Source organism: Nocardiopsis sp. NPDC006832 (assembly GCF_040635885.1).
Taxonomy (GTDB): domain Bacteria; phylum Actinomycetota; class Actinomycetes; order Streptosporangiales; family Streptosporangiaceae; genus Nocardiopsis.
This window is the reverse complement of sequence record NZ_JBEYLC010000038.1, coordinates 22,182-47,036: the sequence shown is the minus strand read 5'-3', so window position 1 is coordinate 47,036 and position 24,855 is coordinate 22,182. Positions and strand designations below refer to the sequence as shown.

Sequence of the window (24,855 nt, the reverse complement as noted above, 5' to 3'; positions counted from 1 at the left end):
CTCAGAGCATCCCCAGACCGTTGGTCGCGATCAGGTAGAGCATGACCTCGGAGGTACCGGAGGCCAGCCGTTGCGCGGGTGCCATGCGGTAGTCGGCCTCGAACCGCGAGGTGCTCCCCGCCCGTTCGTCCCAGCGGGTCAGTTGCGAGTCGACGCCGTCGACCTCCGACCCCGTATCGAGGATCGGCCGGAACTGCTCGCTCGCGTACCACTTGCTCATCGCGGACGCCACGGGGTCCGGGGCACCGAGATCGAGGTTGTGGACCATCTCCCACGCCAGGGCGTGGGAGGCACGCAGTCGCGCGTCCAATTCCGCGAACCGGACCGCGAACACGGGATCATCGAGTCGGCCCGCGCGCACCGCTCGCTCCATCACCAGGTCCAGCAGGCGTCGGGCCTTGCCGTGGAAGTCGATCCCGGTGCGTTCCAGCTGGAGCAGCTCGTTCATCAGCCGCCATCCGTCGTCCAACCGTCCGACGACGTCCTCCGGACCCAGCCGCACGCCGTCGATGACGACGAGGCCGAAGCACTCGTCGGCCATGCTCGGCACCGGCTCGACGTGGACGCCCGGTGAGCGCAACGGCAGCAGGAACAGGGTGATCCCGTGCATGGCCACCGGACCTTCGCTGGTCCGCGCGGCGCACAAGGCGATCTCGCCGTACTGGGACTTCATGTTGTAGACCTTGGAGCCGTGCAACCGCCACCCGTCCCCGTCCGGCTCGGCACGAGTGGACAGCCCGGACAGGTCCGAGCCACAGCCTGGCTCGGTGAACAGAACGGTCGCGACCCGTTCGCCCGCGGCCAGGGCCGGGAGGTGCTCCCGCTTCTGCTCCGGGCTTCCCTCCGCCAGCAGGAACATGCCGACGAGGTCCACACCGAGGACGTGCACGTCGTCGGGGACACCGGCGAGCGTCATCTCCTCCGTGACGATGGCGGACTCCACCGGACCGAGGCCGAGACCGCCGTACTCGACCGGCCAACCGGGGGCCAGCAGGCCCCTGCGCCCCAACGTCCGGTAGATCTCCAGCAGAACCGGTTCCTCTCCCGGAGGACGGGCGGCCAGCTCGGCGAGCTCCGCGGCCACCTCCGGTCCCGTGAGCAGGGAACGCACCTCCTCACGGAAGGCCCGCTGCCGGGTGCTGAGCCCGGGGATGGGCTCCATCGGTGTCCGCACCGTCATGGGGTGCTCCCTTCCGCCTCGTTCAACAAGGCGAGCAGGTCGTCGTCGGAGGTCCCCGCCAGCTCGTCGGACTCGATGAGCTCGGCGAGGGCGGAGATGCTGGAGTTCACGAAGAGATCCCTCAGCTCCAGCCGCACTCCGAAGGCCGATTCGATCCGCGAGGCCAGTTCGGTGACCTTGAGCGAGTTCCCACCGACCTCGAAGAACCCGTCGTGGACGTCGACCTCGTCCTGGTCGCCCCGGTCCAGGAGGTCCGCCCAGATCCGCGCGAGCCTCCACTGGGTGTCGGTCGATGGAGGCGTCGGCGTCCGCCGCACCGCACCTTCCTCGGGGGCCGGCAAACGGCCACGATCGATCTTGCCGCTGGCGCCACGCGGGATCTCGGGCAGCACGATCATGACCGCTGGGACCAGGGAGGAGGGAAGGTGTTCGGCGGCCGTCCGTCGCACCCCGTCGAGGTCGGGTCCCCCCGCTTCCGCGTCGAGGGGGGTGAGGTAGGCGACCAGTCGGGCGTCGGCGCCCGAACCATGGCGTACCACCACGGCCTCGTCCACCTCGGGGTGGGCGGTGAGGGAGCGCTCGACCTCACCGGGTTCGACTCGGAGTCCGCGGATCTTGATCTGGTCGTCCACGCGGCCGAGGAAGCGCAGGTCACCGTTGGAGTCCCAGTGGACCAGGTCACCGGTACGGTAGGCGCGAGCTCCGGGAGGGCCGTAGGGGTCGGGGACGAAACGTTCCGCGGTGGCGTCGGGACGGTTCACGTATCCGCGTGCCACACCGGCTCCGGCGACGTAGAGCTCCCCTGGGACGCCTTCGGGTACGGGCGCTCCGAAGCGGTCCAGGACGTAGACGCGGTAGCCGCGCAAGGGACCGCCGATGGGCGGCATGGCGGTGTGTTCCTCGTCGGGGCACGCGTAGTCCGTGCAGGCGACCGTCGCCTCGGTGGGGCCGTAACCGTTGTGGAACTCCCGGTCCGGGGTGCGCCATCGATTGACCAGCTCGGCGGGGAAGGCCTCCAACCCCACGAACAGCGCGCGCAGGTCGGGGAGGTCGTCCGGGTCGAGCATCCCGAGGACGGCCGGCGGCAGATCCGTCACCGTCACGCGTTCGGAGCGCATCAGTGCGGTGAGCGAGGTCGGGTCGAGCAGGACCTCGCGTGGCGCGTGGACGAGGGTGGCTCCGCTGCCCAGGGCGGCGAAGAAGTCGAACAGGCTGACGTCGAAGGCCGGATTGGCGAACTGGAGCACCCGGTCTCCCCGGCCGAGGTCGAACCGCTCGATGATGGCCTCGGTGAAGTTCGTGATGGCGGACTGCTCCACCTGGACCCCCTTGGGGCGGCCGGTGGATCCGGAGGTGAAGATCACGTAGGCGAGGTTGCGTCCCGTCACGGTGACCGGCGGGGGGCCGACGGGCGCCGTGGGCCGGTCCTCGTCGGAGACGGTGACGGCCCGCACGTGCTCGGGCAGGAGGTCGGCCAGGTCCGCCGAGGTGACCACCACTTCGCATCCCGCGTCGGCGATGATGGCCTCCCTGCGTTGGGCCGGGTGGTCGGGATCCATCGGCATGAAGGCGGCCCCGGCCTTTCCCACGCCCAGGTAGGCGGTGGGGATGTCCGGGCCCCGTTCCAGCAGGACGCCGACGACGTCCTCGGGCCCGATACCTTGTTCCCGAAGCCTCCAGGCGAGATGGTTGGCCCGGCCCTCCAGTTCTCCGTAGGTGGTGTCGGAACCCTCGAAACGCAGGGCGACGTCGTCGGGCCGCTCTGCCGCCCTGGCCTCGACCAGCCGGTGGAGGAGCCGCCGTTCGCCCGGCGTCCCCCCGTCACTCCACCGCCCCGTCACCTCGGCCAGTTCGGTCTCGGTGAGCACACCGGTCTCGCTGAGCCGCAGCCCGGGGTCGACCACCACGGTGTTCAGTACCTGTTCGTAGTGATCGAACAGGCGAGCGACGCGTTCGGAGTCGAACAGCTCCGTGGAGAACTCCGCCCACAGCCGTAGTCCCTCGGGCAGTTCCGTCAGTTGGACGGCCAGGTCGAACCGGGCCGTCCCCGAATCGATCGGGAAGGCCTCGACCCGCAGGTCCTCGATCTCCGCGGACTCGATCGCCGCGTGTTGCAGGGTGAAGGAGGTCTGGAAAAGCGGATTGCGGTCGGGGTCGCGTTCCGGGCTCAGCTCCTCGACCACCTTCCCGAAGGGCAGGTCTTCGTGGAAGTGGGCGCCCATCACGGTGTCCCTCGTGCGGGACAGGAGCTCACGGAAGGTCGGGTCACCGGCGGTGGAGGTGCGCAGCACCAGGGTGTTGGAGAAGAAGCCCACCAGGGACTCGACCTCCGGGCGACCACGTCCCGACCACACGGACCCGACCACGATGTCGTCCTGTTGGGTGTACTTGGACATCAGCACGTTGAAGGCGGCCAGGACCACCGTCATCAGGGTGACCCGCTCGGCCCGGGCCAGCCGGTTCAGGTCGTCCCGTAGGCGTGCGGGAAGGACTCGGTCCAGGGTCGTCCCCGCGTGTGTGGGGACCCCGGGCCGGGGTCGATCCGTGGGCAGGTCGAGGATCGGCAGGTCGGTCAACCGATCACGCCAGTACGCCAGCTGCTCGTCGGCGCGTTCCCCGGTCATCCTGCCACGCTGCCAGACGGCGTAGTCTGCGTACTGCACAGCGAGCTCGGGCAGTCCGGCCGCTCCGCCACCACGCTCCGAGCGGTACAGCTCCACCAGTTCCCGAATGATGATCGCGGTCGACCAACCGTCGGTCGCGATGTGGTGCAGGGAGAGGAGGAGGACGTGGACGTCTTCGGCCTGACGCAACAGGTACGCCCTCAGGACCGGACCGTTCCTCAGGTCGAAGGGGGCGGCGGCCAGTTCCGAGACGTGTTCCCGGATCTGTTCGTCGCCGCCGGGTGCGTCGATGACCTGGAGCGGGACTTCGGCCGCCGGGGCGATCTCCTGGAAGGGGACTCCGTCCCTGACGGGGTATCGGGTGCGGAGGACCTCGTGACGGGCGACAAGGGCGGTCAGGGCCCTCTGCAGGGCCGAGCCGTCGAGCTCCCCGCGCAGACGCAGGGAGACCGGGGAGTTGTACACCGACCTCCCGGGGGCCCACTGGTCCAGGAACCACAGACGTTGCTGGGTGAAGGAGGTGGGCAGGGCACGTTCCCGGGGAACCGCCGTGATGGCCTCCCCGGTACCCAGGCCCGAGGATCGCTGGCTTTCGCGGAGCGCCATGAGCCGTCGGCGGGTGTCGGCCAGACTGCCTCCACCCGCTTTGTCGGCCGTGGCGTGCCCGGTTGACGGTGGTGTGGTCATCGATGACTCCCAACAGGTCGGGCCACCCGAACACGAGTTCCCTGTCCGACCAGCGCGGCGGACACGGGCGAGTCGACCCGCCCGTCCGCGATGACGGCGGAGTCGACCCCGTCGAGCAGGGCGCTCCGGGCCGCGCGCAGTTTGACGGACATCCCCCCGACCGCGGCCTCGTCGACACCCCCCTGGGGCTTGAGGGTGACCTCGGATCGCAGTGACGATTCGTCGGTGTGGTCCGCAAGCAGTCCCGGGGCGGCCGTGAGCAGGACCAGACGGGTGGGCAGACCCGCCGCGGCGAGCGCGCCGGCGATGGCGGCGGCGGTACGGTCGGCGTCGACGTTGACCGGGCGGTGGTCCTCCCCGAGCGCGGGCGGAGAGATCACTGGAACCCGCCCCTCCCCCAGTAGCGACAGGACGAGCGCCGGGTCCACGAGGGTGATCCGGCCGCTGTGGTCGTCACGGACGACTCGGGTGCGGCCGTCCACGACCACCCGGTGGGACTTCGGCCGCCGGGCCCGGATCAGACCACAGTCCATGCCGCTCAGCCCCACCGCGGGCACGCCCTCGCGGGACAGACTTGACACCAACTCCGGTTTGAACTCGCCCAGGAGGGCGTACTGGAGCACCTCCAGGGTCGCCGGGTCGGTGTAACGGCTGGACGTACCACCGGGGGTGGTGAGCCTGCGTTGGCGCACCCCCAGCCGTCGTGCGAGGTCGTCGAGGTCGGCGGCGCCTCCGTGCACCAGGACCACACGCCGCCCCTCGGCGACCAGGCGCCCCAGGTCTCGGCAGAGCCCCTCCCGGTCGAGGGAGTGGTCTCCGCCGACCTTGACCACGAGTACGTGATCGGACATCGAATCCTCCTCAGATCGGATGGAGCCCGGGAAATCCGAGCCCGGTCCGTTCGTCCCAGCCCATCCGGATGTTCAAGCTCTGCACCGCGTTGCCCGCGCCGCCCTTGACCAGGTTGTCCAGGGCGCCCACGAGCGTGAGGTTCCCGGTGCCCGGCTCCAGGGCGAACCCGACGTCGCAGTAGTTCGATCCCAAGAGGATCTTGGGTTCCGGGAGTCGGTAGTTGCCACGCTTCTGGGCGACCACGCGGACGAACGGCTCGTCCTTGTAGCGGGCCCGGTAGGCGGCTCGGATCTCTCGTTCGGTCACGTCCGGGTTCGTGGTGGCCCGGATCACGACCTGAACGCCGCGTACCGCGTCGATCCCGGTCGCGGACATCCTCGGCACGGCCCCGGTGGCCTGGGCGATCTCCGCCTCGTGGCGGTGACCCGCCGGAGCGAAGAGCCGCAGGACCCCACTGCGTTCGGCGTGCAGGTTCATCTCACCGGCGGAGGCCCCCGAACCGCTGGATCCCACCCGGCCGTCCACATAGACCTCAGGAGCCACCAGTCCGGCCGTGGTGAGGGGTTCCAGCGCGAGGATCGAGGCGGTGGCCATGCAGCCGGGCACACCGACCAGGTCCGCTCGGGTCAGCCGGTCCCTGTCCAACTCGGGAAGTCCGCGCACGGCGGTCCCGAGCAGTTCCGGGGCGAAGTGCTCACCGTAGTGACGGCGATACGTCTCCTGGTCGGCCAAACGCAGGTCGGCGCTGAGGTCGAAGACGATCTTGCCCTTGGTCGACTCCGCGGCCCGTGCCACCGGATCGGAGGCCCCCGAACCCGTAAAGAACAAGGCGTCACAGTCGGGCAGGCGGTCGGGGGAGCTGTAGACCAGATCGGTCAGGCCCCGCAGGTTGGGATGGGTGAGGTCGACCCTGCGGTCCGCGAGACGCGTCGACGTCACCGCGACGATCTCGACCTCCGGATGACCGAGGAGGAGCCGCAGCAGTTCCCCGCCGATGTAACCGGCCCCACCCACGATTCCGACGCTGATCATCGGCTCCCCCTTCGCCGTACCTTCGAGGTGGTTCTCACTCGCCCCAGTCCTCTTCGGGCTCGGGCGCGACGGCGATGGTCAGCGGGTCGAGGGAGACGACCTCCAGTTCACCGGCGCATTCACCGCACTCGATGATCTCGTTGCGTTCGATCGTGTCGACGACGGTGACATCGGCGACGCATTCCGGACAGGACTTAACAGCCATTCTTCGCTCTTTCTTCCGAATCGCGGTTCAACACATAACGGCGGATGATCGTCTACCGAAGAAAACGCGATCGTCCAACAGAAGCTTGAACAATCCGCAGACACCGGACCGACATAGCGCCTTTCTGTGATCCCAAGGTTTCCGCAAAACGCACGTCGGGGTCAGTAAGGGATCTCCCCCACACGGGGGCGGGCCCGGGTTTCACGACGGGACGGGCACGCGTTCCATGAGGGCCACGGCCCCCGAATACGCCTCCATCACGCGCTCGGCGCGGGCGCGCACACCTTCACCGTCCACGTCTGTTCGGGCGTTGGCCACGGCGATGCGCAAGGCCGACCACTCGTGGGCGACTCCGTCCACGGTGCGGGCCAGCTCCCTCAGTCGGGGGACACCGAACGTCTTGCCCGCACGAGCGAGGAACTCGGCGTGCAGACCGGTGACCGCGAGCAGTGGGCCGATGACGATGAACGCCTCGTCCGAGCCGCCGCCGGCCGGTTCGGAACCACCACGGAAGCGGTCCAGGAACGCACGCAGTCCGCTCAGCCCGCTGGTGGCGGAGGTACTCGGTTCGAGCAACCCTCGAACGTTGGCATCGATCACCCGTCCGACGAACTCCGGGGTGAACTCGGGTTGTTCCGCCTCGACGGTCAGCTCCAGCCACCGATTGCCGATCGGATTGGAGGTGAAGAACTTGTCCCGTTCGTGTACCACGGGGTTCCCTGAATCACGCGCGGCCGTGAACGCCGCCAAGGGGATCGGCCCCTGGTAGGCGGGCGGCGTGGGGTCTGCCACCAGCACCTCACCACGTTCGTCGTCGAAGCCGTGGACCGCGAGAAGGTGGTTGGTGTGCACGTCCTGGTAGGCGGGCCGGAACGGCAGGTGGAAGTTGTCGGCGGCCACGGCGACGATCTCACCCGCGACCAGGCGTCGACGAACCTGGAGCCATCCCTGTTCGGAGTCGGTCGGATGGTGCCAACGGGAGGTGACCCCGTGGAACGGGGCCAGGCATGCGAACAGGTCGTCGGACGCTCCGGGCAGGTAGTACTCCTCACGGCGCACGTCGCCCGGGTAGTGGAAACCCCAGGCCGCCCCGAGCGCCTCGATCGGGTCCAGGCCGTGGTGGTCCAACAGGACCCCGGCGGTGTTGTGGAGGCAGTGGGTGAGGTCGTGTCGCCAGTACCGGACGGGGGTCAGTTCGACGCGCACGACGTCTCCTTCTCGGGCTCTTGGACGAGGGTGAGGGCGAAGACGTGCATCGCCGGGTTGTCGGGAAGACGCAGCGCGCGGAGCCGACCGGGCACGGACACCGGAGAGCGCTGTTGCCAGATGGACGGGGCGTGCGGAGCGTGGGTGTGCCTGGGATAGCGCAGGGCGAGGGTACGGAAGGCGAGGGGTTCGCCGAAGCGGGCGTCCGTCTCCGGCCAGAAGTCGGACATGCGCAGGTGCTCGGCCCTCTCGGCGCCGTCGGCGTAGAGGAGACCGATGTGGTCCTCGGTCCTGCGCTCCGCGGCGCCCAAGAGGTAGATCCAGTCGTAGTCGCCGGGAGGCACCTCGACGACCTGTCCCCGACAGCGCACGTTGTCTCCGCCCACCACCGCCCTGGCGGGGAACGCGAAGGGCACACCGGCGACCTCGGACTCCGTGCCCGGAGCGGGGAGCTCCTCGGCCGGAAAGGTGTTGCCCCAGATGTTGAAGCCGTATTCCCCCACGGTTCCAGGGGGCTGGATTCCCCGATTATTACAATGCTGCGAAATGTCGATCACTGAGGTTTTCATTTTCCCTATCCCCTCTATATTCGAGGCATGGACAAAACGATGGAGACAATCAGCGCACCGGTGGTCTCGGAAATACGTGACCTGACCGGAACACTCGCGCGGCGGGTGACCGAACTGACCCGTGCCGCCTATCGGGCCGGTGACCTGGTCCCCGGTCTGCCCGTGGCGGACGGGGCGGTCGCCGGTCCGGAGGAGTTGCACGAGGACCTCGCCGGAGGAGCACACCTGTGGGTCGCCGCCGTGGGCGGGAGTCCGGTCGGAGCGGTGCGGGCGGTACGGACCGATGACGGCGCCTGGGAGGTTCGCCGCTTGGCCGTGGCCCCCTGGCACCGCCGGGGTGGCACCGCCAGGCTGCTGCTACGCCGCCTGGAGGAGTCCGCCTTCACCGCCGGAGCCGACCGGGTCGTGCTCGACGCCGTCGTGGAACGCGGCAACCCGGCCTTCTACGCCCGGGTGGGCTACACCGCCGTTCGCCATTTCGGAGCCGAGGACAAGCCCCTCTCCGAGGTGCGCATGGAGCGAGGGCCCGGATCCCCGGAGCGCGGTCGCTGTTCCGTTCCGCACACACCGGGAACGGCGGTGCTGTGGTGGTCGGTGCCACGAGGCTCCCTCTGCTCGGTGGTCCCGGTCCAGGAGGTCCCCGGCCCCGAGGCCGCGCCCACCGCCCCCTTCGGGCGAGAGGACGCGACGTTCGTGGGGGTGGACCTGTCCCCGGAACCCGAGGCGAGCGGCCGACGACCGATACTCGACGCGCTGTCCGTCGATGCCGCGTACCAGGACGGTGACGCCTTGACCTTCGACGCACCCGTCCACGAACTCAGCGCCTACCGTCGGCCCCGGCTGTCGCACCCCGATGTACTGGCCTGGTGGCGCAGCCCCTCGGTACGGCTCGCACGGCACACCTGACACCCGTGGCCCCGCTCAACGCCGGACCATGGCCAACGCCTCCCTCTCGATGCGTTCGGGACTGATCCCGGCGTACGTCAGAAGGTCGCGTTCGTCGGCCACGAAGTCCAGGTAGGCGTCGGGGAACCCCACCCGCCGTACGGGACACGGGTGCTCGGTGGAGACCACCTCGCAGACCGCGGCACCCAGCCCACCGATCTCCAGGTGGTCCTCCACCGTGACGATCCCGCGTGTCTCCCGGGCCGCCTCGATCAGGGCCTCCCGATCGATGGGCTTGATGGTGTGCATGTTCAGCACCCGGGTGGAGACGCCACGGGCCTCCAAGGCGTGCGCCGCTTCGACGGCCATGTGGACCGGGTGGGGTCCGGCGGCCACGATGGTCACGTCGCCGCCGTCCCGCAACACACGGGCTCGGCCCAGGGTGAACTCGGCGGAGGCATCTCCGATGACCGGGGTCGCCGCTCGCCCCAGCCGCAGGAACAAGGGCCCCTCCAGGTCCGTCGTGGCGCGTACGGCCCGTTCCGTCTCGGCCGCGTCACAGGGGACGACGACCGTCATGTTCGGCAGGGTCCGCGCGATCGCGATGTCGTCCAGTGCGTGGTGAGTGGGCCCGTAGTGTCCTGAGGAGGCACCACCGTGGGTGACCACCACGCGCACCGGAAGGTCGTTGCCCGCCACGTCGACCTTGAAGGCCTCACAGGCACGGGCGGTGGCGAAACCGGACAGGGTGTTGGCGTAGGGCAGCAGGCCGCCCGCCGCCAACCCCGCGGACACACCCATGAGGTTCATCTCGGCGATGCCGACGTTGACGTACTGTTCCGGCAACCGTTCGGCGAACCCGCTTTCCAGTCCCCCCATGTCCGTGTCCAGACAGAACACCCGGGGGTCCCGTTCCGCCAGTTCGACGAGTGTGCGTCGGTACACCTCGCGGGCCGGGACGGCGTAGTGATCCGCCCAGTCGACGTCCTCTCGCCGGGTCGGAGGGGCCAGGGTGTCCGCGGTCCGTTCGGTCATCACGTCCTCGACTTTCCGAGACCGAACAGCGCACGCTTGTGCAGCCGTTCCGTCAGCTGCACGGAGTGACTCTTCTTCTTGTTCTCGAACATGGGGACTCCTCGGCCCTTGATCGTCTCGGCCAGCAAGACCATCGGGCGGCCGGTCGACGTGCGTGGTCCGGTCAGGTGCTCGTGGAGCGCCTCCATGTCGTGACCGTCCACTTGGACGACGTCCCAGCCGAAGCTGCTCCACCGTTCGGCCAAGGGTTCGAGCCCCACGCAATCCTCGGTCGAACCGGTGATCTGGAGACCGTTGCGGTCCACGATGGCGACCAGGTTGTCCAGGCCCTGGTGGGCCGCGAACATCACCGCCTCCCAGATCGAGCCCTCTTGGAGCTCTCCGTCGCCGAGGAGGGCGAAGGCCCGACTTCGGCCACCGGTACGGCGTGCCGCCAACGCCGCGCCGGCCGCCAGGGAGAGTCCGTGTCCCAACGATCCGGTGGGGAACTCGACCCCGGGAAGACGCCGGAGCGGGTGGCCGGCGAGGCGGCTGCCATAAGCGCCGTAGGTGCCGAGTTCCTCTTCGGGGAGGAAGCCGAACTCCACGAGGACCGCGTACAGGGCGGCGCTCGCGTGGCCCTTGCTGAGTACGAACCTGTCGCGGTCCGGCCACTCGGGTTCGTCGGGCCGCACTCTGAGCACGTCCCGGTAGAGAACAGTGAGGATGTCCGCGCAGGACAGACTTCCACCGATGTGGGCACCGTTGGGGGTGGCGCCCATGTCCAGGACGCGTCGGCGTACCCGGTACGCCACGTCCTCACGAGAGGTCGTCTCACCCATGGGACACCTCCGCCGTTTCCGTGACCTTGTGCCAGGGTGGCCGGTAGTCCAGGTCCCCGTAATGAGCGACCACGCGGTCCAGGTGGCCCCAGACCTTCTCGAAGGCGTCCGCGCACAGACTCAGCACCGGCTCGGATTCCGGGTTGAGGTGCCAACGCTGGAGGGTGAGCGTCTCCTCGATGACCCCCAGACTCACCGGAAAGTCCTCGATCCGGCGACCGTAGGAGGCGAAGAGCGGCTGTCCCGGCAGCGGGACCACCTGGTACGGCTGTAGCGGCACCCCCTCGGCTCCCAGTGCCCGACGCAGGATCTCGCGGAAGACCCCGGGGGCGAGGTCCGGACGGCCCGCGGCGATCGGATCGAAGCGTAGGCGCAGGATGTGCCAGGCGTGGGTGCGTCCTTCGGGCACACGCGGTACGACCACTCCCGGCAGTTCGGCGAGCCGGTCGAGAAATCCACGTACGACCTTGTCCCTACGCTCGGTGTCGGTGTCGAGACGCCGTAGTTGGCAGGAGGTGAACGCCGCTTGGACCGCGCTGAGCTTCTCGTTCCCCGCCATGACCCGGGAGAGGTAATCGCGCTCCTCCCCGGCTCGCAGATCCTCACCGAACTGACGGTGCAGCACCACGCGCTCGTACAATCGCTCGTCGTCGGTGGTGACCAGACCGCCCTCCCCACAGGTGGGCAGGTTCTTCACGACGTTGAGGCTGGTCGCGTTGATGTCACCGATCGAACCGGCGCGCCTGTCCCCGTAGAGGGCCCCCTGTGCCTGGGCGGCGTCCTCCAGGAGGTAGAGGCCGTACTTGTCGGCGAGGGCGCGCAGAGCGGTCATGTCGCATGGCAGACCGTGCAGGTGCACTGCGATGATCGCCCGGGTACGCGAGGTGATCGCGGCCTCGGCCGCGACCGGGTCGATCGTGTAGTCGACGGGATCGACGTCGACGAACACCGGTACCAGCCCACGTTGGGCGACCGGCACGGCCGTCCCGACGAAGGTCAGGGCCGGGACCAGGACCTCTCCCCCGGCCTCGATGTCCAAGGCGGCGAGGGAGAGTTCGAGCGCGGCCGTACCGTTGGCGACCGCGGCGCAGTGTCGGGTGCCGACATAGTCGGCCCACTCGGACTCCAGCGCCGACACCGCGCCCCGGCCGGCGTCATTGGAGGTGTACGGTCCACGGGCGAGGACGTCCGCGACGGCGTTCTGCTCCTCGTCGGTGACCACGGGCCAGCCGATGCGGGCTCGTGTGGTCGCCGCTCGACGGACCGTCCTACGACCGCCGAGGATCGCGGGTCGCTCACTCATGTTCCATCCCTTCCATGCGTCGTGTGGCGGGGATCGGCTCCAGCGACAGCACCTTGACACCCGGGTTTCGGGGCAGGCGCAGGCCCACGAGGGTCTCCCGCCTGGGTACGGCGATGCGGGCCCGTACGATCCCGACCGCCGTCATGTGCAGGTATTCGGGTTCGACCCCGTCCTCGTAGTACAGCCAGACGGTCTCCACCCCGATGGTGTCGACGTCCAACGTCACCCGGATCCAGTCGTAGGAGGCCGCGGGCAGGTCGACACCGCGTCCATCACAAGGGATCGGCACGGCCGGCACCCCGGCCGCACCCTGGCGGACGCTCACGGCTCCTCCCATAGGTCCAGGCTCCGCAGGGTGTAGTCGACGTAGGCGCCGACCAGGTCGCTCCCGAGGATCTCGATGGCCCCGTGGAACTCCGGCGTGTGGTTGACCTCGTTGACGTACATCCTGCCGCTCCGGTCCTCGATGACGTCCACGCCCAGAACGCCTTCACCGATCGCGTCCGCCGTCCTCTTCAGTAGCTTCACCAGGTCGTCGGTGAGCGGGCACGGCTCGGCCCGGCCTCCCCGCGCGGTGTTGGTCCGCCAGTGGTCGTGCACCTTGTAGATGGCCCCGATCACCTCACCACCGAACACGTACGCCTTGATGTCGCGGCCCGGTTTGTCGACATATTGCTGGACGAAGGTGATCTGGTGTTGAGGTCCGTTGAACGCCGCGCGGTGTTCCAACACCGACTCGGCCTGTTCGTGGTCACGGATGCGCGCCGCGAGGCGCCCCCAGGATCCGGTCAACGGCTTGACCACGGCCGGGTAACCGAACCGGTCGAGTTCCGCCAACGCCGCGTCCGGTACGAGGCCGACCAGCGCGGGGATGGTGGGGAGCCCGCCCTTGCGCAGGGCCAGGGTGGTCAGGAGCTTGTCCCCGCACAGGTCGATCACGCTTGCACTGTTCATGACGGGGATTCCGGCGTGTTCGAGCATGCGACTCGCGTAGGAGTTGCGAACGTGGGAGATCTCCCGGCTCAGCGCGGCTCGGTAGGGAACGGTCAGTGGGCGATCGGTTTCGAGGTCGAAGGTGAGCGAACGCGTGTCCACCTGCTCGAACTCGATGTCACGTCGGCGCAGCTCCTTGAGGAGCAGGCGTTCTTCGAGTCGGACCCTCGACGTGAGTACCGCCAAGGGTCGTCGATCCGTGGTCATGTGATGTGACCTCCTTTTTTGTCATGATCATCACTCACCGTGACGAGGGGACGCTCCATCGCCTCCGACATCCGGAGCAGGGCACCGGTGAGGACGTCGATGGAGGCGAGGTAGTCGGTGAGGTCCACGTGCTCGTCATCGGTGTGACACAGCTTTGAGTCCCCGGGCCCGTAGGCCGCGGTGGGGACCGGCCATTGCGCACCGACCACGTTCCAGTCCGAGGTGCCCAGCTTGAGTTTGACCACCGGTTTCTCACCCCGAGACCGGATCTGCGCGCTCAGGGCCTTGGCCACGGGGTTACCCCGTGAGGTGCGCACCGCCGGAACGAACTCCAGGACGTCGACTTCGTCCTCACCGGCGATCTCGTCGAGCATGGTGATGAAGGCAGCCGGGGCGAAGGTCGTCGGGACACGACAGGAGATTTCGGCCTCGGCGGTCTCCAGGTCTCCCGTCAGGCGGACGAGTGAGGGCTGGAGACAGTCGAACAGTGGCGAGTTGCGTCGTTTGTCCACTCGTTCGCGCACCAGCGACCAGAACGCGCTCGCCGCCTCCACCGCGGTCTCCTGGCCGGAGCTGGTGTGCGCGGCGGGCCGGACGAACCGGACACGGAACCGGAACACACCCTTGTAGCCGATGCCCACGGCGTTGGTACCACTGGGTTCGCCGATGATCAGGGCTCCGGGGGTGGGCCGTCCCAGCAGGTGACGGGCTCCCGGTGAGTCCGCCTCCTCGCCCACCGCACCGATGACGGTCACGCATATGGGCGTCTCCGCACGCGAGATTCGGTCCGCCGCGCAGATCATGGCGGCCAGTGGTCCCTTCGCGTCGACGGTGCCGCGCCCGTAGAGGACGTTCCCCTCCCGGCGGATCGGCACCTCTCCCGGCACGGTGTCGATGTGGCCGAGCATGAGGACCTCGAACGCGGTGGGATCCCCGACCGATCCGTGGACGTTGCCCACCTCGTCGACGTGGACCCGGAAACCCAGGTCCTTCATGTACCGGGCGGTGAAGGAGACGGCCTCGTGTTCGTTCCCCGAGGTGGAGGGGGTCTCGACCAGGGCGCGCAGGAGGTCCACCTCGGGGCCGGCGACGGTCATCAGGAGACCTCCGGGCCCGCGGGGTTGAAGTCGACCAGCAACATGTCCCGAACACCGGCGATGTCGCCGACCGCGTTGATCGGGGATACCTCGTGGGTCACCCGGCCGTCATCGACGAAGACGGCGTCCAGGGGGTCGGTCATGGTGAGGACGACCGGCTCACCGCTTTCCGGGTAGACCGTGGAGATACCGCCCGAACAGGCCTCCCGACGCAGCATGTGCATGCCCACGTACATGTGGCCGTCACGGTGGCGGCCCTCCGGGGTGGGGTTGCCCTCGGCTCCGGGCCGGGCCACGATCCGCACCACGTGCAGGCCGACCTCCCAGTCGGTCACCCCGGACAGGCTGGTGGCCATCCGCGCGTCCCATCCGACCAGGGCGCGCATTCCGGCGTGCAGCAGTACCTCGTTCCCGATCGGGGCGAAGCTGCGGTTCTTGCCCTCCCACAACGGGATGACGTCTTGTCGGAAGTCGGTGTGCTCAAGGGGCCGGAACGAGAGCTCGCCGTCCTCCACCCGCACCCGGAGCCGTCCGTACCGACGCTGCCGGTAGGTGCCGCCGTCGGCCAGCTCCCGGTCCAAGGGCAGGTCGCTCCAGGCCGAGCGGAAGCCGTCGTCGGCGGCGTCGACCTGGTGTTCCAGGACGTCGGACCGCCGCACGTGGACGTATCCGTCCGTACGAACCCGCTCTACGCACCGTTCCGTGATCGGAGCGAGCGAACGGTGGGGGGTCGCTGTGGTGACACTCATGGACATCTCCTCGTGGTCGTGTGGATCCACATCTCACACGTGACGCGGAAGACGCGGTCTCCCGTCACGCCGCCGGAATCTCCGACAGGTTCACGGTGGCACGGGGGGCTCCGACATTCCTGTCGGTCATTACCCCGACGATCACACCGCCGCGCCGGTCAGGGCGCCTTCGTGGTCAGTACCGCGCGGACGTCTCCCACGAGGTGGTCGACCACCTCGCCGACCCTCCCCTGGAAGTAGAAGTGCCCTCCCTGGAACACGCGCGGTTCCGGTCCGCCCGGGAACTCGCGGTGACTCCATTCACGCAGCACGCCCGGTTCGGCGACGGCGTCCTCGGACCCACCGAACACGGACACCGTGACACCCGCGGGCCAGGGTGTGCCCCCGTCCGGGGCCCACGTGTCGACCAACTGGAAGTCGGCACGGATCACCGGCTCGTACAGCTCCCAGAGTCGGATGTCCTCAAGGAGCTCACGGGGTGTCCCACCGAGCTCCGCGACACGGCTCCGTAGTTCGGAGGTGGGCAGCGTGTGGGCGGGAATCCGTTCCTCGGCCACGTCTGCGCACCAGGCGGACAGCCCCGCCCAGAAGGGAAGGGGGTCCCCTCGAAGGGCCAGCGTCCGCACCAGTTCGTGGATGACGAGGGCGCCCATGCTGTGGCCGAAGAAGGCCGTCGGCCGATCCATCAGCGGAACGATCGCCGACCGGACGTGGTCGACGAGCTCCCGCACCTCCGTCAACGCGGAGCGACCCGCGAGCCTGCCCCGGCCGGGCGCCTCCAACAGGCACACCTCCCAGTCATCGGGGAGATGTGGCAGCCACTCCCGGTAGAGCAGGTGCGAGCCACCGGCGTGGTGCATCAGGAACAGGCGTAGCTCCGGATCGGGTACCGGGCGCGGGACGAACACCGCGGTGGGTGCCGACGAAGGCATGGTCATCGGAGTTCCTCGGGATCGTGGGTGGCCGGGCCCCATCGTCGTGTCGGCCCCCACTCGGAGGAGCCCGGCCGAGAGGGGGCTGGGAACGGGACGTGAACGGATGTGGCGCCGATACCGGATTTCGTCGGGAGCGGCACCACACCACGTGGGCCGAGGTCAGGCGAGCTTTTCCAGGAAGCCGCGGATCTCGCCGTCCAACTGTTCGAACGAATCCGCGGCGAACAGCACCGGCTGATGCTCGGTGATGTCGTAGGGCTGGTCGAGCATGCCCTGGATGGAGAAGCCCTGGAGCGGTGTGGTGGCCAACCCCTCCAGCTCTCCCACCGAGGAGAGCAGGGCGGCACCATAGGCACGCGTACCTCCGGCCTCGCGGATCACGCCGACCTCCATCGTGAACCAGAAGACCTTGCTGAGGGCATCGAGACCGGACTCGGAGCGCACCCGCCGCGCGGTCTCACCGAAGCACCGGTAGAGGTCGGCGAAGCCGGTGTCGGCGAGCATGACCGCATGGCCGACCAACTCGTGGATGAGGTCGGGTTCGGGTGTGTAGTAGGGAGTGTGGCTCGCGCGTAGGTACTGGGTGCTGTGGAAGCGCTGGTCGGCGAACGCCTCATAGAACTGCCGGGCCGGCACCAGGTCACCCGCGGGCAGCAGGCCGAATCCGGTGGCCGAGCTGATCTCCTCGGACAGTTCGGGGAGGGAGGGAACGCGGCCCAGGCCCAGGTCGACGCGTTGGGCCGCGGCGAGGTATCGGGCACACGCGGTGGAGCGGTGCACGCTCTTGAGCTTGCCCACGACCTCCTCCCAGAGGAGGTTCTCCTCTTCGGTGTAGTCGATTCGGGGCAGCGGGTCACCGACGACGTGACCGGAGATCAGGTCCTGGATCTCCTTCTTTCGAACCTGGAAGCGTTCCTGTGCCAAGGCATCGGCCGAGATCGTGTCCAGCTGGATGGACATGGGGGACTCCTTGTTCGGCGTGGTGAGGGATGAGGAGGGTCAGGCGATGACGAGCTTGCGGTCCCGCAGGGCCCTGTAGGCCGGACGGTGGTGGTCGCTGAACGCGGCCAGCATGGGATTGTTGTCCACCGTGTCCGCGTACTCGGTGACGGTCCCGTGGATGCCGGAACTCTCGCTGGCACCGACGTGCCAGCGCTTGGACCGCTCCCATTCGGGACGGCCGCCGGGCTCCCACTCCAGTGCGGCGGGGTCGTAGGCGATCCCCACTTCCCGGCAGTAGGCGGACAGGGTGCGGGCGGGAGCACGGACGAGATCTTCGGAGTCGATGACGATCGCCCGACCACCCGCGTCGATCACGGCCTCGTACAGTTCGTGGAGCTGGATCAGCCCGATGTCGCCCTCCCCCATCTCCGGTCGGAGGGCGAAGTAGGAGGCCGCGATCTGTTCGGGACTACGAACGAGGAAGGTGTGCACGACCTCCCGTAGGAAGTCGGCGTCCTCCAGGACCTCCTGGTAACGATGGTCCGTGGTGTCCTTGAGGAACACCGGTCGACGCTTGGAGAGATCCCGGATCGCCCCTACGAGAGCGCGGTGGGTGTGGACCTCCCGGCCCTCGACGGTGGTGGCGCCGAAGTCCATGATGTTGCAGAACGGCTCGTGCAGTCCGATGTGGTCCCCACGCTCGACCATGGCCCGAAAGAAGACGGTCGACCGCGCCCGTGGAGCGCTCCAGAGCGCCAGCGTCCGGGGGGACGGGTTCTGTTTGTTCTCCATACCCACGACCTTCGCGTTCCGTTGTGGGCGCCTGTAGTCGGGGGATTCCCTGACCGGGTCAGACTTCGCTGGTGACGGCCGCGATACCGCGTCCGAAACCACCCGCGGACCAGGTCACCGTGGCCGGTTTCGGGTCACCCAGGGCGTCCCGTGGCACGTCGGCGGTGTATGCGAGCAGCCGCAGCGGTAGATCTTCCTCGCCACGCACGACCAACGTCAGGTCCACGCCGTCACCTGGGGCGACGAAGTGGAACCCCCAGTCCCATCCCGTGTGGGTGTCCGGCCGGTTCACGGCGGTGGAGAGGGCGACTCCGTCGACGGCGACCCGCTCCAGTCGGTCGGGGCCGGTCGTGGAGTACAGGGACAGTACGGTGGTGCGCTCTCCCCCCGCGGTCAGGCGCACGCGCACCTCGCGCAGGTCGTCGTCGAGTTCGTGGGAGTCGACGACCTCGGCCCGGGGGATCGGCAGACCGACCACGGGCGCCGGACCGCTTCTATATCCCTCTGGCAGGTACAAGGCCGGAAAGGTGTCCTCGACGTCCTGCGGTTCCCCCACGACGTATTGGTCGAGCCAGGGCGAGCCCGCGGCGTTGGGGCTCAACCAGACCGCCCGTCCCGTGTCGTCGTCGTAGACGTAGTGCAGGTTGTACTGGGCGGGATGCTTTTCGTCCACACCGTCCACGACGAAGCCCACCGCGATCACGACCACCGCGGCCGTGGCCACCGCCCCCGTCACGACCTTCGACGGTCGTCTCCCGCGACACCGACCGAGTTGGGGCATCAGCGGAAGCAACGCCAGGACCAACACCACCAACACCACCGGGGCCAGGGCGAGTCCGACGGTGGGGAACAACAGGGCCACGACGGGCGGGAAGAGGACCATCGAGACCAGGGCTCCCGCGGCCAGGGCGAAGGACCGCGGGGGCGAGCCCTCCTCGGTCCGCGCCGCCAGGGCGAGCCCCGCCGCCCCGGCCATCGCCGGCCAGGTGAACAGGTATGCGGCCTCGGGCGCCGCCACCGTGAGGATCACGGTGAGCGCACAGAACCAGACCAGGGCCCCCGCCAACAGGGCCGGGTCCCCACGCCGCCGTCGAACCCGGCCCGCCCACACCCCACATGTCACGAGGGTGAGCAGGACCAGCCCCACCAGGACCGGGGCCGGCCGATAGGTGTCCCCGAACGGGAAGTTCTCGAAGTGCGGTCGCACGGCAACGCCCGACCACCACGCCATCACCCCCAGTCCTGCCGCCACCGCCAACGGAACCGTGTACCCGGCGGCGGTTCGCAGGACCTCCGCCAGGCTCAGCAGTCCTGCCCGGCGCGTGAACCACAGGGCGGCGACCGTGCCGACGACCGCGAGGGCGCCGAGTACGTACGCCAGGGCGATCGGGTAGTGCACGAGGACACCGAACACGGTCAGGTACGTGATGTCCCCACCATCCTCCAGGGCCGGATCCCGTTCCGTCAGCGCGGCCGTGGTGGCCAGCGCCGTGTCCCCCATGTCCTGAAGACTGCGCGCGTCCAATGACCCCAGGTCGTCGAGAGGGGTGTCGTAGCGCGCGGATCCTCCGAGGATGACGAAGTTCATCCCCGTGTACCCGGCTTCCGAGAAGACCGTGAAGTCGGTGTTGTTGGGCAGTACACGGTAGACGCCGTCGGAGAAGGAACCGGCGAAGGGCGTGGATTCGGCCAGCGCGGGAACGAACGCCCCGGCCCGGTCCCCGGCCTCGAACATGAGCGCCGGCCCCTTCGTGCCGCGCGCCTCCATGTTGAGGACCACCGTCCGGTCCGGATCACCCGCGACCTCGGGGTCGAGGGTGAAGGCCCGGGCGCCCAACTGGCCCGATTCCTCGGCGTCGGTGAAGAGGAACTCCACGTCGTTGTACGGCGCGGGCCCCTCGGTGAGTGCTCGGGCGACTTCCAAGAGAATGGCCACGCCCATGCCATTGTCGGTGGCTCCCGGGCCGATGGGCACGGAATCATAGTGGGCGACCAGGAGGACCCGCCCCCCGTCTCCCGTGCCGGGGAGGACGGCGTGCACGTTGGCGACGTTGCCCACGACGTGTGGTGTGAACGTCAGGTCCCGCTCCACCGTCGCCGTCAGGACCTCGGGTTCCAGGCCCAGATCCTCCAACTCACCGGTCAGGTAGGCCCTGGTATCGGCGGCCGCCGGCGTTCCGGAGGGACGCGGGCGCTCAGCGATCCGCTCGATGTGTTCGCTCGCCCGATCCGCCGAGAACTCCTCGGAACTCGCGGTGGCCGGGAGCGGATCGGGTGGTAGTAGGGGGATCAGGCTGAGGAGACCGACCGCGAACACCGATGACAGCACCAGTGCCGGTCTCCATGGGAGGGGGTCCCGGGCGCTCACCCCTGTTCTCCGGGCGAGGGTGACAGCACGAGCCGGATCTCCGTGTTCCGGTAGCCCGCGGCCTCGAAGGCGGCGGCCATCGGCCTGTTGGCCAGGTCCGTGGCGGCCGAGATGTGCACCGCTTCGGCCTCCGTGACGAGGATGCGGGTCGTCTCCGCGAGCATGTCCCGGACGTGGCCGTTGCCCCGTTGTTCGGGCACGACCCCGATGTAGCCGATGGTCGGACCGTAGGGGTTGCGGGTGGGGACGATCAGCCCGACCAGCTCTCCCTCGGGGGTGTGCGCGAGACGCCACCACTCGCGCTTTCCCGGAAAGCCACGGTAGAGCTCCAAGTCCTCACGGGCCTGCCGCTCTGGACTCATGACGAGGAGTTCCTGCCGGGTGTCGAAGTCGAGACTGTCCACCGCCACCCTCCGGAAGACCTCGGCGAAGACCTCGTCGTCGGGTTCGGGGGTATAGACGAGCCTCCCCTCCGGATCGGCCACCTCGATGTCCGGGGTCCATTCGAAGCGCAGGCGCTCGTTCTCCATGTTCAACCCGGCCCGGGTCGCGGCCGCGTGACGCCATTCGAGGGCGCTCACCACGTCGGGACGCTCACGCCAGCCGACCGGAAGCTTGAGGTGGTAGTCGGGGAGATCCTGGGCTCCCGAGTCGCGGAAGGCCCGATGACCGGCATCCAGGAGTTCGGCCGCGAGCGCGACCGGGTCCTCCACGTCGTCGGCCGTGGAGAGGCAGTTGAGGGCGAGCGGGTACTTCCCGTCCGAGAACCCCCACCACAGGGCGCGGGCCAGCACTCGACCATCGCGTTCGGCGATCCAGGTCCACTCGGGACGGTAATGGGCGCCCTCCGCCTCCAACTCGTACTGGTCGCGGGTGACCTTGCTGATGGGTTCGGTGACCTCATAGGCGAAGGCGTGGGTCATCTCGTCATCGGTGACGGGACGGAATCGTGTACTCACTGGTGGACTCCTCGATCCTGTTCTGCTTGAAACCGCGGCCCCGTCCCGGACAAGAGCCGGTCCAGCACTTCGGCCAGCCGGTCGCTCTCGGGGGGCCGCATCATGCCGTAGTGGTCACCCGGTACGGTGCGGTGCGACACGCGCCCTCGAACGTGGGCGCCCCAGAGTGCCCTGGCCTCGGCACCGGGCACCCCGTCGGCCGCGGTGATGAGGTGGAGGTCGCCGTCGTAGGTGGGGGGCGAGCCGCCCGCGCCCGCGGTCATCAGGGCGAGGCCGATCCGCAGTCGCCGTAGCGCTCCCTCGCGCTCGCCCTCCTGAACGCATCCGGAGGCGACCAGGGCGTTCAGGGCCAGGCTCAGGCGCGTGTCCTCGTCATGTCCACGCAGCTCATCAGGGTCCAGACCCGGAGGATGCTTCTCCAGGGTCAGCGCGAAGCTGTCGGTGAGGTAGGCCAAGAGCGCGGACCCGTCGATGGTCGAATCCTCAGGAGGCAGGCTGTCGAGCAGGACCAACCCGTCCACCCGGATCCCCTCGGTGCGCAGGGCGCAGGCCAGGGCGTGCGCGAGGACCCCTCCGGCGGACCAGCCGACCAGATGACATGGGCCGGCACCGACGAGATCACGCACCGCGGCGACGTGGACGTCGACGATCTCCCGCAGGGAGTTCGCCACGGCGTCGCCCCGTTCTATCCCGGGTGCCTGAAGACCGTGGACCGCGGGCCCGGCCGCGAGCACGTCGACGAGCCGGAGGTAGGGCAGCACCGTGCCGTTGACCGCGTGGACGAAGATGATCGGTGTCCCGTCGGAGCCCTTCCTCATGGGGACGACGGTTCGCGTCGCCGACCTCCCGGGTTCGGGGCGACGGACCGAGGGCACCGTCCCGGAACGGCGGCGCTCCCTCAGTAGTCGTAGGAACTCCTCGCGTTGTCGGGGATCGAGTCTTTCCAGACGCCGCTCGATCTCTCCGTCTTCGACCATGATCGTCTCTTCTTCCCGATGCGCGTACGTCCACCATCGGCCGACGTTCCGCACAGTCTTTCGACGTGCGCGCCGCCACGGGAGTAGGGGAAAACCCCGATGCCGCACCTGCCCTCCCCTGCGCGAGAATGCTCTTCCGGACGATGGACCACATCAGGCGCACTCACCCTCGGTATGGAGCGACACTATGAGCGACGCATCAGCGGAACCCGAATCCTGGGCCGTTCCTCCCAGGGTGTTGATCGCCGGTCTCGTGGGGGTTCTGGCCCGGGTCACCGGTGTCTCCGAGGTACGTGTCGACCTGCTCCCCGCCAAGGACGAGGTCGCGGACGAGCCATTGATCGTGCGAGTGCGCACCGATGACGATCCGACCTTCGGTGAACTCCTCGAACGGGCCGCGTTCCATACGGACGGGTTCTGGAAGAAGGCGGCGATCACGGAGAACGCGTACCCGATTCGGTTCGAGACGGACCTCGCGCCGGACGACGAACAGGATGGGGACGCACTGGCCCGGATCGAGCCACTGCCCGGACCGGACGACGGGTACGAATTCCTGGTCCGGTGTCGGCCGGGGAAACTCGGCGACGTGTGGGGCGATCGGCGTTCCGGCCGGCTCACCCGCTTCGTGGCGGCGGGTCTGGCAGCGCCGGGCACACGCTGGAGTGAGCTGCCGATCCTTTCCGCCGGCGAGTACAAGCGGTCCGTGTCCGGATGGAACGACACCGCCGTCGACTACTCGGACGTCACCGGTAAATGCCTGCACGAGTTGTTCGAGTATTGGGTCGCGAAGGCACCGAACACCCCCGCCGCCAGGTTCGGCGACGACGAACTGAGCTACGCGGAGCTGAACACGCGCGCCAACCGGTTGGCCTTCCACCTGCGTCGTCTGGGGGTGGGCCGTGAACACGTCGTCGGAATGCTGCTTCCGCGCGGCCTCGAACTACCCAGAACGATCATGGGAATCCTCAAGTCGGGCGGGGCGTACCTTCCCTTGGACCCGAACCATCCCGCCGAGAGAATCGCCGGGATCATCCGCGACAGCGCGTGTTCGGTGGTGGTGACCACCATGGCATTGGCGGAGTCGCTTCCGGACGAGGTGCTGCCGCTGTGCGTGGACTCCCCCGCCGTCGAGCGAACCCTCCGTGCGGCGCCCGCTGACGACCCGAAGGTCGAGGTCACGCCGAAGAACCTGGCCTACGTGCTGTACACCTCGGGGTCCTCTGGTCTGCCCAAGGGGGTTCTGGTCCAGCATGACTCGGTGGTGAACATGGTGGAATGCAACCGCCGGTCCTATGGCGTCGGTCCGGGCGACAGGGTCCTGCAGTACTCCAACCCGTGCTTCGACGTGAGCGTGGTCGACTTCTTCGCCGGTCTGTGCAATGGCGCGACGCTGGTCCTGGCGCCGAGGAGTGTCCTGTTGGATCCTCAGGCACTCGTGGAGTTGATGCGTCTGGAGAAGGTGACCTTCCTGGAGATCACCACGGCGGTGGCCCGGCTGCTGGACGTCGATGACCTGCCCCACCTTCGCATGATCAACGTCGGAGGTGAGGCCCTCACCGGGGACGTGGTGTCCGCCTTGCAGAACGGATACCGAACCGTCTACAACAAGTACGGGCCCACGGAGACCACCGTGTTCACGGTCGCCTACCTGTGCGTCAACGGTTCGCAGGAGAGGCGGACGCCGATCGGGTCCCCGGTGGCCAATCACCGGGCGTACGTGATGGACGCCCATCACAACCCGATGCCGGTGGGCGTGCCCGGGGAGTTGATGATCGGCGGGGCCGGCGTCACCCGGGGTTACCTGGGCCACCCCGGTCTCACCGCCGAGCGGTTCGTCCCCGATCCGTGGTCACCGGACGGTGGTCGTCTCTACCGGACCGGTGACTGTGCGCGCTGGTCCCCCGAGGGGGAACTGGAGTTCCTGGGGCGCATGGATGACCAGATCAAGGTCAACGGGCTGCGCATCGAGCCGGGTGAGGTGGAGACGGCGCTGTCCTCCCACGAGGCGGTGAGGGCCGTCGTGGTGGACGTGGACACCGCCACGGGCGGTCAGTCCCTGGTCGCCTACATCCAGTACGCCGAGGGACGGGCGGCCATCGACCTGGGCGACGTGCGCCGCCACCTGGCCGACGTCTTGCCGTCGGCCCTCATCCCGTCCCGGCTGGTGACGGTGGAGGAAATGCCACTGAACCGGAACGGGAAGATCGACCGTCGACACCTGCTCCGCACCGACGGATCCTAGGTCCGCCCTCCCGGGCCACGGGCTCCGAGGGGCGGCCTCGGTCGGGCGGCGCGGAGGACCGCCGGATGCGGGACGTGCGTTCGCGGGACCCGTCCTCCCGACCCCCTGGTCACGGCCGAACATCCATCACCTCCCAACGCTCGCCGGTAGGGGGGGTACGCGGGCCCGACGTTCGTCGAAACGACGCGGCACCCC

General features: G+C 68.7%; 22 protein-coding genes. 2 read left to right on the top strand and 20 right to left on the bottom strand.

The annotated features are described in order from the left end of the window. Position 1: 1 nt before the first annotated feature. The 7 genes from ABZ717_RS18370 to ABZ717_RS18340 all read right to left on the bottom strand — a co-directional run bounded on the left by ABZ717_RS18370 (position 2) and on the right by ABZ717_RS18340 (position 8,289). On the bottom strand, positions 2-1,180 hold the full coding sequence (locus tag ABZ717_RS18370) for an acyl-CoA dehydrogenase family protein (RefSeq protein ID WP_358511812.1): 1,179 nt from the start codon (positions 1,178-1,180) through the stop codon (positions 2-4). After that, positions 1,177-4,491 (bottom strand): amino acid adenylation domain-containing protein, encoded by a 3,315-nt coding sequence (locus ABZ717_RS18365; RefSeq protein WP_358511809.1) that lies wholly within the window; start codon positions 4,489-4,491, stop codon positions 1,177-1,179. The genes ABZ717_RS18370 and ABZ717_RS18365 overlap by 4 nt, the downstream gene beginning before the upstream one ends. Further along, the gene (locus tag ABZ717_RS18360; protein ID WP_358511806.1) at positions 4,488-5,342 is read right to left on the bottom strand and encodes a [LysW]-aminoadipate kinase; all 855 of its coding nucleotides are present in this window, start codon (positions 5,340-5,342) and stop codon (positions 4,488-4,490) included. The genes ABZ717_RS18365 and ABZ717_RS18360 overlap by 4 nt, the downstream gene beginning before the upstream one ends. A 10-nt stretch (positions 5,343-5,352) precedes the next feature. Continuing rightward, positions 5,353-6,375, bottom strand: coding sequence for an N-acetyl-gamma-glutamyl-phosphate reductase (argC, locus tag ABZ717_RS18355; protein WP_358511803.1), 1,023 nt, complete (start codon positions 6,373-6,375; stop codon positions 5,353-5,355). Between the two features lie 34 nt (positions 6,376-6,409). Further along, complete coding sequence (gene lysW, locus ABZ717_RS18350) at positions 6,410-6,580, bottom strand: lysine biosynthesis protein LysW (RefSeq protein ID WP_358511800.1); 171 nt, start codon at positions 6,578-6,580, stop codon at positions 6,410-6,412. Positions 6,581-6,781: 201 nt separating this feature from the next. Beyond that, the gene (locus ABZ717_RS18345) at positions 6,782-7,786 is read right to left on the bottom strand and encodes a BtrH N-terminal domain-containing protein (RefSeq protein ID WP_358511797.1); all 1,005 of its coding nucleotides are present in this window, start codon (positions 7,784-7,786) and stop codon (positions 6,782-6,784) included. Continuing rightward, positions 7,771-8,289, bottom strand: a complete 519-nt coding sequence (locus tag ABZ717_RS18340) for a hypothetical protein (RefSeq protein WP_358511794.1) — start codon at positions 8,287-8,289, stop codon at positions 7,771-7,773. Before ABZ717_RS18340 ends, ABZ717_RS18345 begins: the two co-directional genes overlap by 16 nt. A gap of 93 nt (positions 8,290-8,382) precedes the next feature. Here ABZ717_RS18340 and ABZ717_RS18335 point away from each other — a divergent pair, with 93 nt between their 5' ends. Beyond that, a complete protein-coding gene (locus tag ABZ717_RS18335) occupies positions 8,383-9,261 on the top strand; it encodes a GNAT family N-acetyltransferase (RefSeq protein ID WP_358511791.1) in 879 nt (292 codons plus the stop codon). 15 nt (positions 9,262-9,276) lie between these two features. Here ABZ717_RS18335 and ABZ717_RS18330 read toward each other — a convergent pair whose 3' ends face one another. From ABZ717_RS18330 to ABZ717_RS18270, 13 genes are all read right to left on the bottom strand, one after another. Then, positions 9,277-10,275 carry a transketolase C-terminal domain-containing protein gene (locus ABZ717_RS18330; protein ID WP_358511788.1) on the bottom strand — a complete coding sequence of 333 codons (999 nt, stop codon included), beginning with the start codon at positions 10,273-10,275 and terminating at the stop codon, positions 9,277-9,279. After that, a complete protein-coding gene (locus ABZ717_RS18325) occupies positions 10,275-11,096 on the bottom strand; it encodes a transketolase (RefSeq protein WP_358511785.1) in 822 nt (273 codons plus the stop codon). The genes ABZ717_RS18330 and ABZ717_RS18325 overlap by 1 nt, the downstream gene beginning before the upstream one ends. Beyond that, positions 11,089-12,399: a DegT/DnrJ/EryC1/StrS family aminotransferase gene (locus ABZ717_RS18320; RefSeq protein WP_358511783.1), complete on the bottom strand. Its 1,311-nt coding sequence runs from the start codon at positions 12,397-12,399 to the stop codon at positions 11,089-11,091. The genes ABZ717_RS18325 and ABZ717_RS18320 overlap by 8 nt, the downstream gene beginning before the upstream one ends. Next, a complete protein-coding gene (locus tag ABZ717_RS18315) occupies positions 12,392-12,724 on the bottom strand; it encodes a hypothetical protein (protein WP_358511780.1) in 333 nt (110 codons plus the stop codon). The genes ABZ717_RS18320 and ABZ717_RS18315 overlap by 8 nt, the downstream gene beginning before the upstream one ends. Continuing rightward, on the bottom strand, positions 12,721-13,599 hold the full coding sequence (gene lysX / locus ABZ717_RS18310) for a lysine biosynthesis protein LysX (protein WP_358511777.1): 879 nt from the start codon (positions 13,597-13,599) through the stop codon (positions 12,721-12,723). The genes ABZ717_RS18315 and lysX overlap by 4 nt, the downstream gene beginning before the upstream one ends. Next, complete coding sequence (locus ABZ717_RS18305) at positions 13,596-14,696, bottom strand: M20/M25/M40 family metallo-hydrolase (RefSeq protein WP_358511774.1); 1,101 nt, start codon at positions 14,694-14,696, stop codon at positions 13,596-13,598. The genes lysX and ABZ717_RS18305 overlap by 4 nt, the downstream gene beginning before the upstream one ends. Next, entirely contained in the window at positions 14,696-15,445 is a 750-nt protein-coding gene (locus ABZ717_RS18300; protein WP_358511771.1) for a 2OG-Fe dioxygenase family protein, read from the bottom strand. Before ABZ717_RS18300 ends, ABZ717_RS18305 begins: the two co-directional genes overlap by 1 nt. A gap of 158 nt (positions 15,446-15,603) precedes the next feature. Next, entirely contained in the window at positions 15,604-16,383 is a 780-nt protein-coding gene (locus ABZ717_RS18295) for an alpha/beta fold hydrolase (protein WP_358511768.1), read from the bottom strand. A 156-nt stretch (positions 16,384-16,539) separates the two neighbouring features. Continuing rightward, positions 16,540-17,340, bottom strand: coding sequence for a phenylalanine 4-monooxygenase (locus ABZ717_RS18290; RefSeq protein ID WP_358511765.1), 801 nt, complete (start codon positions 17,338-17,340; stop codon positions 16,540-16,542). 39 nt (positions 17,341-17,379) lie between these two features. Continuing rightward, positions 17,380-18,114, bottom strand: coding sequence for a sulfotransferase family protein (locus ABZ717_RS18285; protein WP_358511762.1), 735 nt, complete (start codon positions 18,112-18,114; stop codon positions 17,380-17,382). A gap of 58 nt (positions 18,115-18,172) precedes the next feature. Beyond that, positions 18,173-20,443, bottom strand: a complete 2,271-nt coding sequence (locus ABZ717_RS18280) for a M20/M25/M40 family metallo-hydrolase (protein ID WP_358511759.1) — start codon at positions 20,441-20,443, stop codon at positions 18,173-18,175. A 35-nt stretch (positions 20,444-20,478) separates the two neighbouring features. Then, positions 20,479-21,441 carry a GNAT family N-acetyltransferase gene (locus tag ABZ717_RS18275; protein WP_358511756.1) on the bottom strand — a complete coding sequence of 321 codons (963 nt, stop codon included), beginning with the start codon at positions 21,439-21,441 and terminating at the stop codon, positions 20,479-20,481. Next, a complete protein-coding gene (locus tag ABZ717_RS18270; RefSeq protein WP_358511753.1) occupies positions 21,438-22,418 on the bottom strand; it encodes an alpha/beta fold hydrolase in 981 nt (326 codons plus the stop codon). The genes ABZ717_RS18275 and ABZ717_RS18270 overlap by 4 nt, the downstream gene beginning before the upstream one ends. Before the next feature lie 187 nt (positions 22,419-22,605). Between ABZ717_RS18270 and ABZ717_RS18265 the strand changes: the two genes are divergently transcribed. Beyond that, positions 22,606-24,660 (top strand): amino acid adenylation domain-containing protein, encoded by a 2,055-nt coding sequence (locus tag ABZ717_RS18265; RefSeq protein WP_358511750.1) that lies wholly within the window; start codon positions 22,606-22,608, stop codon positions 24,658-24,660. Positions 24,661-24,855: the final 195 nt, after the last annotated feature.

Coding starts and splice junctions, on each gene's coding strand:
- ABZ717_RS18370 (WP_358511812.1), bottom strand. CDS start 1,180: ATGACGGTGCGGACACCGATGGAGCCCATCCCCGGGCTCAGCACCCGG.
- ABZ717_RS18365 (WP_358511809.1), bottom strand. CDS start 4,491: ATGACCACACCACCGTCAACCGGGCACGCCACGGCCGACAAAGCGGGT.
- ABZ717_RS18360 (WP_358511806.1), bottom strand. CDS start 5,342: ATGTCCGATCACGTACTCGTGGTCAAGGTCGGCGGAGACCACTCCCTC.
- argC (WP_358511803.1), bottom strand. CDS start 6,375: ATGATCAGCGTCGGAATCGTGGGTGGGGCCGGTTACATCGGCGGGGAA.
- lysW (WP_358511800.1), bottom strand. CDS start 6,580: ATGGCTGTTAAGTCCTGTCCGGAATGCGTCGCCGATGTCACCGTCGTC.
- ABZ717_RS18335 (WP_358511791.1), top strand. CDS start 8,383: ATGGACAAAACGATGGAGACAATCAGCGCACCGGTGGTCTCGGAAATA.
- ABZ717_RS18330 (WP_358511788.1), bottom strand. CDS start 10,275: ATGACCGAACGGACCGCGGACACCCTGGCCCCTCCGACCCGGCGAGAG.
- ABZ717_RS18325 (WP_358511785.1), bottom strand. CDS start 11,096: ATGGGTGAGACGACCTCTCGTGAGGACGTGGCGTACCGGGTACGCCGA.
- ABZ717_RS18320 (WP_358511783.1), bottom strand. CDS start 12,399: ATGAGTGAGCGACCCGCGATCCTCGGCGGTCGTAGGACGGTCCGTCGA.
- lysX (WP_358511777.1), bottom strand. CDS start 13,599: ATGACCACGGATCGACGACCCTTGGCGGTACTCACGTCGAGGGTCCGA.
- ABZ717_RS18305 (WP_358511774.1), bottom strand. CDS start 14,696: ATGACCGTCGCCGGCCCCGAGGTGGACCTCCTGCGCGCCCTGGTCGAG.
- ABZ717_RS18300 (WP_358511771.1), bottom strand. CDS start 15,445: ATGAGTGTCACCACAGCGACCCCCCACCGTTCGCTCGCTCCGATCACG.
- ABZ717_RS18295 (WP_358511768.1), bottom strand. CDS start 16,383: ATGACCATGCCTTCGTCGGCACCCACCGCGGTGTTCGTCCCGCGCCCG.
- ABZ717_RS18290 (WP_358511765.1), bottom strand. CDS start 17,340: ATGTCCATCCAGCTGGACACGATCTCGGCCGATGCCTTGGCACAGGAA.
- ABZ717_RS18285 (WP_358511762.1), bottom strand. CDS start 18,114: ATGGAGAACAAACAGAACCCGTCCCCCCGGACGCTGGCGCTCTGGAGC.
- ABZ717_RS18270 (WP_358511753.1), bottom strand. CDS start 22,418: ATGGTCGAAGACGGAGAGATCGAGCGGCGTCTGGAAAGACTCGATCCC.
- ABZ717_RS18265 (WP_358511750.1), top strand. CDS start 22,606: ATGAGCGACGCATCAGCGGAACCCGAATCCTGGGCCGTTCCTCCCAGG.